This window comes from Microcoleus sp. F10-B2 (genome assembly GCF_036704965.1).
Classification (GTDB): domain Bacteria; phylum Cyanobacteriota; class Cyanobacteriia; order Cyanobacteriales; family Microcoleaceae; genus Microcoleus.
Genome location: NZ_JAUBTB010000012.1, coordinates 79481 through 93822 on the forward strand (window position 1 = coordinate 79481; position 14342 = coordinate 93822).

Sequence of the window (14342 nt, forward strand, 5' to 3'; positions counted from 1 at the left end):
CTCAATTATATTAAATGCCCGATGCCCGATGCCCTGTTTGGCCGATGCCCCATGCCCCATCCCTCCGCTTCGCTCCGCCCAATTCCCGATGCCCTGTTTGGCCGATGCCCCATGCCCCATCCCTCCGCTTCGCTCCGCCCAATTCCCAATTCCCAATTCCCCATTCCCCATTCCCAATTAACCCTTACCAATCCCGGCCATTAAACAAATAATTTTGTCAAGCAATTGCTCGGGGTGAATCGGTTTAGCCAAACAATCGTTAGCTCCCGCTGTCACGGAAGATATCTCATCTGCGGGAATCTCCTTAGCGCTTAAAGCCAGAATTTTGATATTTTCAGTAGCGGGTCTTTGGCGCAGTTGGTGAATTATTTCGCAGCCATTCATACCGGGCAAACGCATATCGACAATCACAGCATTCGGCTGCAAAAGTTCAATTTGTTCCACCGCCGCCGAACCTTCAATCATCCACACCACTTGCAGTCCTGCGACTGTCAGGATCTCGCAAATCAGCATGGCAGTTTCTTCATCTTCTTCGACGAGCACCAGGCTGCCCCGCAAGGAGGAAGAATGCAGCGGTAAAGATGAATTAGATTTTTCATATGTGAATTTTGTGGATTCATCTTTGCTTTGAGTTTGGATGGGTATAAAAACGGTAAAAGTAGAGCCGACATCAACTGTAGAGTTGACTTCAATCGCACCGCCGTGAAGCTCTACTAACTGTTTAGTTAAAGCCAATCCCAGACCGGTGCCGCCGTATTCGCGGCGGTAGGGGGAATCCAACTGCTGGAATTTTTGAAACAAAAGCGATCGCTGATTTTCGGGAATTCCAATGCCGGTATCTTTGATTTGAAAAACAGCGGTGCTGCCAGCAGGTGCAATACCGGGACGCCGCACAGCAGGCGTTCGATTTTTATCTTCTGTAACCCAAACTCGCAGGATGACTTGCCCGCCTTCGGGAGTAAATTTAATCGCATTTCCTAAAAGATTGAATAGAATTTGTCTCAAACGGCGCGGGTCAGCGGTGAAGCGATCGCACTCTTGTTTGATCCGCTGTTCTTGCACCAGTTTCACGCCTTTAGCCACAGCTTTTTCTTTCAGGGCGTGCAGGCTCTGAGAAGCTAATTTAGAAATAGAAAATTCACTAATTTTTAATACTGCTTTTCCCGCTTCTACTTGCGATAAATCTAAAATATCGTTAATTAATTCTAATAAGTGGTCGCCGCTGTCTCGGATAGTTTGCAGGTACTGCCGCTGCTTTTGCACCGGCACTTGTTTGCTGCCAACTTTGCCGTAAGACCACCGCAGCAGGGTGTCGGAAATGCCGATGACGCAGGTGAGGGGAGTCCGCAATTCGTGACTCATAGCTGCCAAAAATTCGCTCTTGGCGAGGCTGGCAGACTGGGCAGCGACCAGTGCATCGCGCAGTTCTTGCGTGCGCTCTATTACGCGCTGTTCTGAGGTGCGCTTTTGCTGCTGGACTTCTGCATAAAGTTCGGCTTGGTAAATGGCGATCGCCAAATGTTCTGCTATTTGCCGCAAAAATGTTTTTTTGCTTTCTTCCCACTCCCGAACAGTACACTGGTGGGCAATTAGCAGCCCCCACAATTCGTCTTGAACTACGATCGGCACTAGCAACTTCGCCCGCACCTTCGCCCGCCGCATCAACTCTAAAAAACAAGGCTGCCAAGAGTAAGTTGTTTCCACATCCGCGACGCACAAAGCCAAACCTTTGCGATATTTCTCTCTGTCAATGACTCCATTGGTAAAACACTGCGCGCCTTCACTAAAATTCAGTACAGACGAGATAGCATCGCTGGCTAAAGCTTCGTAGGTGACGCGACCTAAATAGAAGTAAGACCCGGAATTTTTTGGGGTTTCGCCAGACCCAGAAACCGCCGCAGGTATTTCTTTACCTAACTCGTCATTGTGCGGCGCTGGGACTTTTTCAAATTGATAAATTAACAGACGATCTACTTCCAAAAACTCTCGCACTCGCTCGACTGCTTTTGACAAAATTACAGGCAATTCCAAACTCTGGCGGATTTGAGTTGTCACCTGATTCAAAAGTCGCTCTTGTGCGAGCTGCTGCTGCAAAGCATCTTCCACCGGCTGACAAAATGATGAAATGCAGGAACTGGGAATTTGTAAGTGATTGACGGCTTCGGAAATCTGGCGCTTTAGCGTTTCCGAATCTATCAGTTTGGGCGCGGATTTTCCCTGTATTTCTGTTTGGGTGTGTAGGGGCGGGCAACTGTTTTGGCTGGCATTGTCTGCGAGAATCTCCAACAAATTCAGGGTGAATTCGCTTTGAAGAACGGCAGAGTTTGGCTGTATATTTTTAATTGCTTGTTTCAGGGCGCGAAGGTCAATTTGCCGCGAGGGTGCGGGTGTTATTTCTGCGAGTTTGTCTGCGAGGGGAGAGAGGAAATTGGCGATCGCCCAGGGATCGAAAGTCAACTGCACATTCAATTGCGAATTGAGATTTTTTTCGCTGTGCTTGTGTCCGTTTATTGCGAACTCATCTAATAGATTGCCCCGCAGCAGCGCGCTAAACCGATCGGATACCACTGCTGCAAATCTTTCCGACGAGTTTTCCAGATTTTGAGAATCAGCGAGCGCATCGTCTGCCAGCCAAATCGCCCCTGGCATTTCAGCCATTTGCTGCAACAACTGGTAAGCAGCCTCAAACGTTGCTAGCGGCAAAGTCCGACTTAAGGTTTTTAGTTTCAATCTAGATATTTTCCCGGTTGTTTTAAAGAACAAAATATGAATGCCCCTGTTTTGGGGACGGAACCCGGGGCGCAGGAGGGGCGGCCGCTCCAACAGAGTTGAGCAGACTGGAGATCAAAGTAGTCAGAAGCCAGGGTCTCGTCAGGCCCAGGAGCCAGAAAGCTTATTTCTCCCTATAGTTGTCATTACTTTAAACAATCTTATTCCAGTATAATATTAATATATAATTTGTTAACTTCTACTTAACACTATCCGGGTAAATGAGCAATCCAACTCAACTCACCCCCGATTTCACGATCGGACATCTGCCGTGTCACCACTTCCAAGTGAGTGCTGCAACTCCAGGACAGGTAGTGGCTGAAAGATTCGAGCAAGAACCCGACCTGCCGGGAGTCATTATTACTCATGAATCACAGGTATTGGGCATGATTTCTCGCGTCAAATTTCGAGAGCACATGAGTCTTCCCGATCGCGTAGAACTTTACGGGACGCAGCCTATTCGAGCATTGTTAGATTTTATTAGAATTCCGCCTTTGCTGCTTTCGGAAAACTGGAAAGTTGACGATGCCGTGCAAGCGTCTCTCAACAGGCACAAAGACTTGATATATGAACCGATTATTGTGGTAATGGAAAACCGGACTTACCGCATTTTGGACATTCATACTCTGGTGATCGCTCAGTCAAAAATTTTAGCGCAAGCTAACAAAATTATTCAAAGATACCGAGTAGAAAGACATAAATATCAGGCGATAATTCAACAAGAACAGGCCAAGCTTCAGGAATGCAATGAACTTTTAAAAGCCCAACAACGTCAAACAGAAAAATCGCAGAGTAATCCCAGTAACCAAGTGGCCCTGGTCAAACAAGCTGAAGAAATTGCTCACATGAATCAGCGATTTGTGAGGATTGCAAAACTGATTTCTTCGGAAGGTCGCCAAGCATTTCAAGCTACTTTTCAAGGTGCTAATTCTATTTGCAACAATACAGATAAAATTTTGGGCGTTGGCAAAGCAATAGCTAATGATTTAGAAACGGTTAACCGCACTTCCCGAACCATCCGGGAGGCGATCGAACAAGTCAGGCATTTAGCAGTACAGGTAGCTGTAGTTACCAATCAAATGGGAAGTCAGCCCAGCGGTCTGAGCCAAGTGAGTCTGGAAATTGGCAGACTGGCAAGTAAAACTTTTGAATTGGGAACTCAAATGGAGCAAATTGCCAGCCGGTTTAAACTTCGCGTTCACGAACTCACGGAGGCAGCAAGAGCGGGTGCGAATGTGGCTAAATCCGTGACCATCAAGATCGATCGCGCGGAAATGGCCCTGTTAGAGTTGGAGGAATTAATAGCGGAAAAAGATTTCAATTCACAGACCGCTATCAAACAACCTTTGGGAGTCATAAAAAGTGTTACCGCTGATTCTTTAGTTAAAGATATAAAAAACGCCGAAGTGGCGGTTTCCGAGTTGGAAAACTTAGTTAAGCATCAAGATTCATCGCAATATCTGATTCAAAAAATTCAGCAGGCGCTGAAGTCAAAAAAGCCATAAAGTACCCTGGAGAATTCGATGAAACATTGGGACAGGTAAAAAAAACTCAAATAATAATTTACCATTACACTATATTCAAGAATACTATTTGTTAGACTGAGGGTGGGAAAATTTAAAATAAACTAGGAAAAAGGTTACTTAAGTATCCCAACAATTCGATAAAAATTCAGTCAATAAAATAGATTAAACAACAGGTTACGCTTATGAAAATTCTGCTGGTAGAAGACGACACAATTACAGTCAGTTTGCTTACCCAAGCGCTGAACTCTCACAATTACAATGTTAATGCGGCAGCAGACGGTGAAACAGCCTTGCATTTGGTGCAGGCATACGATTACGACCTGATTGTTTTGGATGTGCTGATTCCTAAACTCGACGGCATTAGTTTGTGTCGGAAATTGCGATCGTCCGGCTGCCAAATGCCGATTTTACTGCTAACAGCGCTAGATAGCAGCAACGATCGAGTCCAAGGTTTAGAAGCGGGTGCAGACGATTATGTGGTCAAACCCTTTAATCTCGAAGAATTAATCGCTAGAATTCGGGCTTTGCTGCGCCGGGGTAAGGCAACTTTCTCGAGTACAAATTTGAGCTGGGAAAAACTGCAAGTCAACCCGGACACTACGGAAGTAACTTATGGGGAAAAAGTGCTGCACTTGACTCCCAAAGAGTACAATTTGCTAGAACTTTTCCTGAGAAATCCCCGGCGCATTTTCAGTCGCAGCGCCATCCTCGATCGCATTTGGTCGGCCGGCGAGTTTCCTCAGGAAGAAGCAGTTACCGCTCACATCAAGGGGCTGCGGCAGAAGCTGAAAGCAGCCGGGATGACTGTAGATTTAGTGGAAACCGTGTATGGATTGGGCTATCGGCTCAAAAGTCTGCCGGAGGATATTGAAAACCCAAAAGTTGCGCAGGAAACGGCAAAAACTGCTAAAAGTCCAGAGAGTTTATCTGCTGAATCTAGCGGGTATAGCCGGGAATTAAACAATGACGAACGCCGCCTCAAAGTCATGAGTGTGGTTGCCCAAATGCGGAGGAATTTAAAAGCTAATTTTATAGAAAAAGTAGCGGTATTCGAGCGCGCGATCGCTCAACTGAAAAACGGAAGCTTGGAGGGCGAACTGCGCGAGGAAGCCCAGGCTCAAGCTCACAAATTAGTCGGTTCTTTGGGAACGTTAGGGCTGCCGAAAGGTTCGGAAGTTGCGCGCGAGATAGAACATTTGTTCAAGGCGGAAAACATCTGGAAACCGGGGACGGATCGGCAGATTGAGGGATTTTTACATAAACTCAAACAGATATTCGATCGCCCGTCGCCCGAACCAGAAGGCGATTTGGTTCCTGCGGTTTCCCAAAAGCGCCGAATGCTGATTGTTGATGATGATACTTTTGGAAGCGATCGACTTAAAAAAGTAGCATCCGGTTCCGACTTTCAGATAGAAGTCGTTAACTCTCCGCAAGCGGCAAGAAATGCGATTTCTCAACAGCCTCCCGACGCGATTTTGCTGGATTTGACATTTTCCAGATCTCAGGAAAACGGACTTTCTCTCTTAGCCGAACTCCGCAGTGAAAAGCCCGAAATTCCGGTGATGGTTTTTAGCGGGCACAATCAATTGAGCGATCGAATAGAAGTTGCTCGTTTGGGAGCTTCCGGCTTTTTACACAAATCTATCCCCCCAGCAGATATACTCAAAGCAGTCGCCCAAGTTCTCGACCAGACTGGCCCTGCTGAAGCAAAAGTTATGGTGGTAGACGATGACGTGCATCTATTGGCTGCACTGCAAGCGATCCTACAACCTTGGGGATTTCAAGTAACAACATTGGACGATCCCGAAAAGTTCTGGGAGGTACTCGAAATGACTTGTCCGGATTTGCTAATTTTAGATGTGGAGATGCCCGGTTACAGCGGTATCGAGCTGTGTTTGGCAGTTCGCAACGATTTGCGCTGGAGCAAGCTCCCCGTGCTATTTTTGACGGCTCATTCCGAGTCGGAAACAGTGCGCCAAATGTTTGTCGCAGGTGCTGACGACTACGTGAACAAGCCGATCGTGCAACCGGAATTAATTGCTCGCCTCCTGAATCGTTTGGAGCGAACTCAACTGAGGAACAGACTGGCTCAGGCACAGCGTTAATCCATTTTAGATTTAACAAATTAAATAATTAAAAAATTGAAGCATTGGGAATGACTGATGAGATCTGGGTTTCGATCGCTGACTTACAGTTGTATTCTTTTTTTAAACTCGTATAACTAGGAGGAAATATGCAGTGCGTGTCCGAAATAGCTCGGGAAGCCTTAGCTAAGACTTGGGATTGTTTGATTGTGTGATTCGGACTCGGTGGCGTTGATTGATGTTTGCCCGTCATCAAGAACATACACTAATTTAGAGAAGTATTAATCATAGGAAAGCAATGGTATTGCCCTCAGACACAGGCAGTCTCAATGACAGCGACTGCGAACTAATTTACGCGCCAGCTTCGATTCAACCTCACGGCATCCTTTTGGTGCTGGAATGTCCTGTGTTGAAAATTTTGCAAGTTAGCAACAATACTTTTGAGGCTCTCGGCATTTACCCCGACGAACTTTTGGGCAAATTTTTACATGAATTTGTCGATGTTGAGGAAATTGAGGCTATAGAAAAAGCTTTATTTGAAAACAGTCATCACTCTAACGGTATCAGATTATCCTTCAAAAGTCAAAACTGCCAGTCTTTTTTTCAGGGAACGCTGCATCAATCTAGTTCAGCATTAATTGTTGAATTAGAGTCGGTTGTTTCCCCAAAAGCTAGCGATAGTTTTAATTGCTATCATTTAGTCCAAGAGCCGATCGACAAAATCCACAAAACACCAAACCTGCAAGTGCTGTGTCAGACAGCAGTGGCAGAAGTGCGGAGGATGATCGGTTTCGATCGGGCGATCGTCTATCAATTTGATGCCACAGGTGCGGGGGAAGTTGTCGCCGAAGACAAAGTAGAAAGTTTGCCTCCTTTACTGGGACTGCACTATCCGGCTGCCGATATCCCCCCCCAGGCAAGAAACTTGTTCAGCATGAATCTAATTCGGTTTATTCCCGATATTAACTGTCAGCCTGTAGAACTAATTCCTGAGTGCAATCCGCTGACCGGTCGCCCCCTAGATTTGGGCTTCTCTTTGTTGAGAACAGTTTCCCCTTGCCACGTTCAATATCTCAAAAACATGAACGTTACCGCAAGCATGACCCTGACTTTAATTAAAGATAAAAAACTCTGGGGATTGATCGCCTGTCACCACCCAACACGAAAGTACGTTAACTACGAAACAAGAACGGCTTGCGAACTGCTAGCAAAGTTTGTGAATCTAGAACTCAGCTACAAACAAGATGGCGAAGACCGGGAATATGCAATTAATTTAAAAGAACTTTGTCATAAATTTGTCACGAATATTTCTCAAAAACACTCCTTTGTAGAAGGTTTACTTAAATCCCGAGATGAATTGCTCGCCTTAGTGGGTGCTAGCGGTGGAGTTGTGTGTGCTAATGAAAATTTAACAACCATCGGCAAAACCCCGGACTTGGTAGAAATCAAAAACTTAATTGCTTGGATAAAAACTCAAATAAATAATGATATTTTTTATACAGATTTTCTCTCAAAACTGTATCCGCCATCCGGGAATTTTAAAGAAGTTGCTAGCGGTTTGCTGGTGCTTACCATATCCGAAATAAAAAATTATTATATTTTGTGGTTCCGTCCCGAAGTAATTCAAACTATCAACTGGGCCGGTGAACTAGAGTGGTCAATTAAATTAAAACGGGATGGCAGCAAGCTGAGGTCTCCTCGAAATTCCTTTGAGTTGTGGCAAGAAACTGTCAGGTTAAAATCTTTGCCTTGGCAGCGGTGCGAAATTGAAATAGCCCGAGAACTTCGAGTTGCTATTACTAGCATTGAGTTGCGGAAAATGAATCAGCAGCTCAGCTTAGCTTTGTCGGCTACCAAAATCGGATTTTGGGACTGGGATATGCAGAAAAATCGCATTGTTTGGTCGAGGGAACACGAAGAGTTGTTTGGGTTGGCCCCGGGAACTTTTACCGGAACTTATCAAAGTTTTATAGCTTGCGTTCACCCAGAAGATTTAAACAGTATTCAGAATGCTATAAATCAGGCCCTGGCCCAGCGAGGAGATTACTGTCACGAATACCGCGTGGTTTGGTCGGACGGCAGCATTCACTGGATTGAGGGGAAAGGTAAGTTTTTTTACAACGAAGCAGGCGATGCAGTGCGGATGGTGGGGACAGTTACAGAAATTACCGATCGCAAAGCTAGAGAATTACAGTTGCGCCTGTTGGAATCAGCAGTCACCACCACTAACGACGCCGTATTAATTACCGAAGCTGAACCGATTGAGGAACCGGGCCCGCGAATTATTTATGTCAACCCAGCTTTCACGCGGATGACCGGCTATACGCTAGAAGAAGTTGTGGGCAAAACGCCGCGCATTTTGCAAGGACAAAAAACAGACCGCGCCAGTCTCGATCGAATTCGGACAGCTTTGAAAACCTGGCAGCCGCTGCGAGTTGACACGATCAATTACCGCAAAGACCGGACGGAATTTTGGGTAGAAATGAGCATTGTCCCCATAGCGGACAAAAATGGTGAGTTTACCCACTGGGTATCAGTGCACCGCGATATTAGCGATCGCAAACTTGCTGAAGCCGCCCTCCAACAGCTCAACGAACGGTTAGAAATGCGAGTTTTGCAGCGAACCAGAGAACTAGAAAGCTCTCAAGCAGAACTGCGGGAAAGCGAAGCTTTATTTCGCTCTCTGAGCGAGAGTTCCCCCGTCGGCATTTTCAAAATCGATGCTGAGGGGAAATGTACCTATACAAATCCCCGCTGTCAAGCAATTGGCGGCTTCGCACCTGCTGCAGCTTTAGGAGACGGCTGGATGCAGTTTGTTCACCCCGAAGACATCCAACTAATTCTGTCTAAGTGGTCCCAATCGCAATCGCTAGATGGGGAATTTTCCTGCGAATTCCGCCACATCCAGCAAAACGGAACAATTCGGTTTTGTCGGCTTAAAACAGCTCCGATTTTTTCCGACAGATCTCAACTAATCGGTCACGTCGGCACAGTCACAGATATCACAGAAAGTCGGGCAATTGAAAAAATGAAAAATGAGTTTATTTCGATTGTCAGCCACGAACTGAGAACTCCGCTTGCCTCCATTCGCGGTTCTTTAGGTTTGCTGGCGACTGGGGTACTGAAAAATCGACCGGAAACTGCCAAACAGATGTTAGAAATCGCTTCGAGCAATACCGAACGGTTAGTGCGTTTGGTCAACGATATTCTCGACTTAGAGCGGCTCGATTCGAGCCAAGTTACCCTCGTCAAGCAGTGGTGCGATGCCCAGGTTTTGATGCGGAAGTCTGCTGAAGCTGTACTTGCTTTGGCTGCGGAAAATAACATTGATTTGTCGATTTTGCCCGAAACGGCAAAAATTTGGGCTGACCCTGACAGGATCGTTCAACTGCTGGTAAATTTGTTGAGCAATGCGATTAAATTCTCGGCTCCGGGAAGTACAGTAACTGTCAGGGTTGAAGATTTGGGCGATTCCCTACGGGATAGCTACGCTTCACGGATTTTATTTGAAGTCAAAGATCGAGGCCGGGGGATTCCTGCTGATAAACTAGAAACTATCTTTGGACGGTTTCAACAGGTCGATGCTTCTGACTCCCGCCAAAAAGGAGGTACGGGTTTGGGTTTGGCTATCTGTCGCACCATCGTGCAGCAGCACGGCGGCAGAATTTGGGCCGAAAGTGTTGTCTCAGAAGGCAGCAGTTTCTATTTCACAGTGCCTGGACCGTTGGAAAGCTAAGGGATGAGAATTAAATAAAATCCACTTTTCATGACTGTTGTGGGATGGGCTCTCGTAGCCCGTCCCCGATAGACGGGCTACGAGAGCCCATCCCACAAGAAAAAAGGGAAATTATTTAATTGACGATCCTAAGGGGGCAAAAGTTTGGAGTTTTGAGATTGCTTTGATAAGATTTCGCGAAAGCTCAAGTTCCTGGCAACCCACGCGGGTAGGATGATTTTGGGAGGCTGATAGGTCGATTTTTCTGTTCGGGGTGAAAGTAGGTGAGCGGCACAATATAGCAAGCGCGCCCGATGATTAAGCTGTCGCGCATTTAAATTGTATATTCTCCGCGGGCGGGCGGGACGCCCACCCCACAAGACGGGGAATTGTTTTTTAACAGACAATTTACAATGTAGAACAGCTTAGGACGTTTTTAATTGCTGAAACTCTTTATTTTATTGCTTCTTCCTGCTGCTATATCTGTGAATAAAGCGGGTTGATGAGCCAGGGTGCATAATTCCTTTTTCAGTTTACCATTATTAATTTAACATTTGAGTTTTAATTATGTCAGCAAAGCGCATTTTGGTAATCGATGATGAAAAAAACCTCTGCAGCGTGATTCAGGCCTGCCTGGAATATTTAGGCGGCTGGTTTGTACTAAGCGCGCCCGACGGCAGCCAAGGATTGCTGTTAGCTGAAACTCAACTCCCTGACGCTATTCTGCTAGATGTGATGATGCCGGATATGGACGGACTTACTCTGTTTGGTTTGCTGCAAAACAATGCGGCTACTCGGAAGATTCCGGTGATTTTCCTGACGGCTAAGGTGCAGGCGATGGATTTGAGCGACTTTGCTGATTTGGGGGTAGCAGGGGTGATTGCCAAGCCTTTCGATCCTTTGAGTTTGGCACAGCAAGTGGCGGAAATGCTGGGTTGGGAACCGTTGTTTTAAACTGGGGTAAAATGCGATCGGATGATTTGTTATAGCACCTCAAAAAAGTTTTGCTACAATTATCTCTCTTATACCAATGATTAAAAGTCCCATATCTCTCTAATGACAAGACATTACCGTTTGCCTGTAGATGCTGGGTTACAATATATATGTAGCTCTCTTTTACTGAAGCGGTATTGTTTTAAACGCTGATTTCTTAGAAGTTCCAGAGCTCGCCTCATGGACTCGGGGTTTTTTGTTTCTCGCAAAGTCGATCGGCTACTAAGCTGTTCGGCATTTAAATTGTATGTCAAAAAAAATAAAAGTCTTGTGGGGTGGGCGTCCCGCCCGCCCTGAATATACAATTTAAATGCGCGACAGCTTAACATATTTACACGCAGAATAAATACTGTATAAGTTACGCGGACTTGCCTCAAGAAATCGGGTTTTTTAACCCGAGATCTCAGATGCAGCGAATTTTTTGGTCAACAACCCGGTTTGTGCTAATCCAGCAATTACCCGCGCTTGCCTCAGAAACCGGGTTTTTTAACCCGCACTCGCGAATGCAGCCAAGTTTTTTAGTAAAAACCCCGGTTTCTGCGTAAGAGTTGCAGTTTGTGCTTCGGCCAAAGTATATTCACCAAAAAGAATGATTCTCTTCATAATTTCCTCATATTTTTGAGATAATCTTTACTTCTAGCTCTTGAGTTGAAAGTCGATCGCACTCTCAGCAGCATCCCGCTGGCAAACAACAAACCTGTTGTCAGAGAGGTTCCGGTCAGTAACTGTACTTTCTATTAAGTGGTGCGACAGCACAACCAACCTGAATAAGTCAGGAGTTACGCACTGTATACCAAACAAACCGGGTTTTTTAACCTGGAAAAACCTGGTTTCTGCGCAATTACTTTAAATGTTGGCAGGAGAAATCAATGAAAAAAAAATCAATAACTGAGGATGTGATTCGCGCTCTCGAATAACACCACAAAAATAAGTCGCTCATTTTGTCAAGAGCCAAACTCGCAATTATCGCTAACAAGCCAAACCAAGTCTGAGTAAGTTTTTGAAAGAGTGTGGAGATTTTTCAAATGTCAGATCAGCTATCTTCTAAAGGTAACAACAAAATTCTGTGCTATTACGCAAATGTTACCAACCTAACTCAGGTAGTTCGGATTGAAAACATTCCTAATTGGTACTTTGAAAGAGTGATGTTTCCGGGACAGCGACTGATGTTTGAAGCTGCTGCTGAAGCAGTATTAGAAATTCACACTGGTGCGGTGGCAAGTGCTATTTTATCGGACAAGATTCCCTGCTACGTGCTGCGGGTTATAGAAGAGGTAAGTTCCGAGAGCGAGCTGGTGATTCCCGAAGAACGATTGGCGCTATTAGCCCGCTAAGATTCAGCAGAAATCACACGAGATCGAGATCGGCAACAAAAATATTAGTTAACGAGTGGGGACTGGGAAAATGCAGAAAAATCTTGTCAATATTACCTTAGCTGTAGTCACAGAGGAAGTAGAAATTATCTTGGAGTCTTATCCGACGCATCCCTACCAACAAGCTTTTTCGCCCTCGGGCTTGCGGCAGGATTTAATTGCTTACGTGCTGAGCCGAGTTCCTAATAGATATACTGCGATCGACTCCGGCGAGTCGGTGTCACACCAAACAGTCCAGGTTCGCTGTTCTTCAGAACAGTTGCTGCGCATAGAAAATTTGATTCATGCTGGCATTCGCGACCTGCTGCACAGCTATCAGAAGATAGATTACCGCCTTCCCGAACAAGTTAAATCCGGTTCGAGAGTAGCTACTTGATTTTGATAGTTTGTCGCAAGGGAGATGCCGATGGGACGATCTGACTTTTGTAAAAAGCGTTGTTTAGGAGTGTTCGCTGTCACAGCACAGCACAGCCTATATGTCTGGCTTCGCGAGATCGCAGCGAACACTCCTGTGAAATATCGTTCAAGACTTTTGGTAATCGCAGCAGCGATCGCACGGGCCATTGGGATTGACAGCACAGCGCAGAATTTCCGATCGAGCATTAAAGCGGCAGCTAGCATCTCCGATAACCCAGATGCCGCTGACAAAAGTTCTTTCCCTCGGCGGTGCGACAGACTGCACGTACAGGGCAATTTTTTGCAATCGGTAGCGGCCGGATTTGAGTTGATAGCGGTGGTGGCGTTCCAAGACAGCGTAGGTTTCTCCCTCTAAATCTAGATAGTTCCCCGGTTGCGGCGTCCAATCCAGCCGAATGCTACCTAAAGATTGGCGGGGGTGAGAGAGAATCACCTCTACAGGTAAAGTATTTTGTTCCATCTGGCGGTGCGTTCGCGACTACACGCTGATGGTATCGCACTCTCCGTTTCGATCGAGACGCGGTGGAGATTCCGCACAGATTTTCAGGGTTTGCGGGACTTGAGGTGCTGGGAATGCGTTTGTAGTGAAGATTTGATTCCTTTGATTTTCCGCAATCAAAATTTCCAAAAATATGCCATTCCTTCCATGATTCCCCAAGCACAAGCAGAACTAGCTAAATAATGATTTTTAGTGCCGCATTCGCGATGCCATTCTAAGAGTTCTGACAGAGCATTAGCAACGATTACTCCCAGGACATCCTGTTCAAACATATTGATATCATTGCCAGAATCGCCGCAAACTAATGTTGCTTCAGATGGAATTTGCAGGCGCTTTTGTAAATAAGTAAGGGCATTGCCTTTATTGCTAGTCTGCGGTAAAATATCTACATTGCGATTGCTGCTAAAAATGATTTGAGCTGCCAGTCCCGATTGAGTTAATTTTTGCTGCAATGCCTGGAGAGTCGAGCTGTTTTCTGCTGCTGGTTCCAGACAATAACTGATTTTCCAAGGATTTTGTTCTTTTGGGGATTGGGATTTAAGCTGAGAAAACTGCTGACCTAAAGAGACGATCGCCATTTTATCCCAATCTTGAGAAAGATATTCCGCCCAATCTAAATCGAGGGTTCCGTCTTGGTAAATTTCGCTGCCTACACCTGCGATCAAATAGTCAGGTGCTAGCAGTTGCTTTTCGGCAATTAATTCGCAAGTTGAAGCATGAGAACGCCCGGTAGCGTAAACCAAACAAATTTGCGATCGCTTTGATTGCAAGCGCTGGTTTAAAACTTGAGTTGCTTCGTCATCTCCGACTAGCGTATTGTCTAAATCTGTAACTAATAAAAACTTCATTTGGGAAATTAGTCATCAGTCATTAGTGATTGGGAATCGATCGCTTCCTAAAATTATTTTAAGTATTTATCAGAATTTGTTAAACCAAGCACATTTATAACCAAACTGATCGTTTAAG

The 14342-nt window shown here is 45.6% G+C and carries 9 protein-coding genes; 6 read left to right on the plus strand and 3 right to left on the minus strand.

From position 1 onward, the window contains the following. Positions 1 to 177 precede the first annotated feature (177 nt). Positions 178 to 2730, minus strand: a complete 2553-nt coding sequence (locus QUA99_RS06965) for an ATP-binding protein (RefSeq protein ID WP_333236154.1) — start codon at positions 2728 to 2730, stop codon at positions 178 to 180. A gap of 260 nt (positions 2731 to 2990) precedes the next feature. On the opposite strand from QUA99_RS06965, the gene QUA99_RS06970 reads away from it, so the two are divergent. The 6 genes from QUA99_RS06970 (at position 2991) to QUA99_RS06995 (ending at position 12836) form a co-directional block, all read left to right on the plus strand. Beyond that, positions 2991 to 4274, plus strand: a complete 1284-nt coding sequence (locus QUA99_RS06970; RefSeq protein WP_333236153.1) for a chemotaxis protein — start codon at positions 2991 to 2993, stop codon at positions 4272 to 4274. A gap of 203 nt (positions 4275 to 4477) precedes the next feature. Then, a complete protein-coding gene (locus QUA99_RS06975; protein WP_333236152.1) occupies positions 4478 to 6400 on the plus strand; it encodes a response regulator in 1923 nt (640 codons plus the stop codon). Between the two features lie 277 nt (positions 6401 to 6677). Beyond that, the gene (locus QUA99_RS06980; protein WP_333236151.1) at positions 6678 to 10115 is read left to right on the plus strand and encodes a PAS domain S-box protein; all 3438 of its coding nucleotides are present in this window, start codon (positions 6678 to 6680) and stop codon (positions 10113 to 10115) included. A gap of 546 nt (positions 10116 to 10661) precedes the next feature. Continuing rightward, positions 10662 to 11048, plus strand: coding sequence for a response regulator (locus QUA99_RS06985; protein WP_333236150.1), 387 nt, complete (start codon positions 10662 to 10664; stop codon positions 11046 to 11048). Positions 11049 to 12112: 1064 nt separating this feature from the next. Next, entirely contained in the window at positions 12113 to 12421 is a 309-nt protein-coding gene (locus QUA99_RS06990) for a DUF1830 domain-containing protein (protein WP_333236149.1), read from the plus strand. 70 nt (positions 12422 to 12491) lie between these two features. Further along, positions 12492 to 12836 (plus strand): late competence development ComFB family protein, encoded by a 345-nt coding sequence (locus tag QUA99_RS06995; protein ID WP_333236148.1) that lies wholly within the window; start codon positions 12492 to 12494, stop codon positions 12834 to 12836. Positions 12837 to 12983: 147 nt separating this feature from the next. Here the strand turns inward: QUA99_RS06995 and QUA99_RS07000 are convergent, their stop codons facing one another. Further along, positions 12984 to 13337, minus strand: a complete 354-nt coding sequence (locus QUA99_RS07000; protein ID WP_333236147.1) for a DUF6464 family protein — start codon at positions 13335 to 13337, stop codon at positions 12984 to 12986. Between the two features lie 155 nt (positions 13338 to 13492). Then, positions 13493 to 14224 carry a sucrose-phosphate phosphatase gene (locus tag QUA99_RS07005; protein ID WP_333236146.1) on the minus strand — a complete coding sequence of 244 codons (732 nt, stop codon included), beginning with the start codon at positions 14222 to 14224 and terminating at the stop codon, positions 13493 to 13495. Positions 14225 to 14342 lie beyond the last annotated feature (118 nt).

Excerpts from the sequence above, each read along its gene's own strand:
- QUA99_RS06970 (WP_333236153.1), top strand. The coding sequence starts at position 2,991 with ATGAGCAATCCAACTCAACTCACCCCCGATTTCACGATCGGACATCTG.
- QUA99_RS06975 (WP_333236152.1), top strand. The coding sequence starts at position 4,478 with ATGAAAATTCTGCTGGTAGAAGACGACACAATTACAGTCAGTTTGCTT.
- QUA99_RS06980 (WP_333236151.1), top strand. The coding sequence starts at position 6,678 with ATGGTATTGCCCTCAGACACAGGCAGTCTCAATGACAGCGACTGCGAA.
- QUA99_RS06985 (WP_333236150.1), top strand. The coding sequence starts at position 10,662 with ATGTCAGCAAAGCGCATTTTGGTAATCGATGATGAAAAAAACCTCTGC.
- QUA99_RS06990 (WP_333236149.1), top strand. The coding sequence starts at position 12,113 with ATGTCAGATCAGCTATCTTCTAAAGGTAACAACAAAATTCTGTGCTAT.
- QUA99_RS06995 (WP_333236148.1), top strand. The coding sequence starts at position 12,492 with ATGCAGAAAAATCTTGTCAATATTACCTTAGCTGTAGTCACAGAGGAA.
- QUA99_RS07000 (WP_333236147.1), bottom strand. The coding sequence starts at position 13,337 with ATGGAACAAAATACTTTACCTGTAGAGGTGATTCTCTCTCACCCCCGC.
- QUA99_RS07005 (WP_333236146.1), bottom strand. The coding sequence starts at position 14,224 with ATGAAGTTTTTATTAGTTACAGATTTAGACAATACGCTAGTCGGAGAT.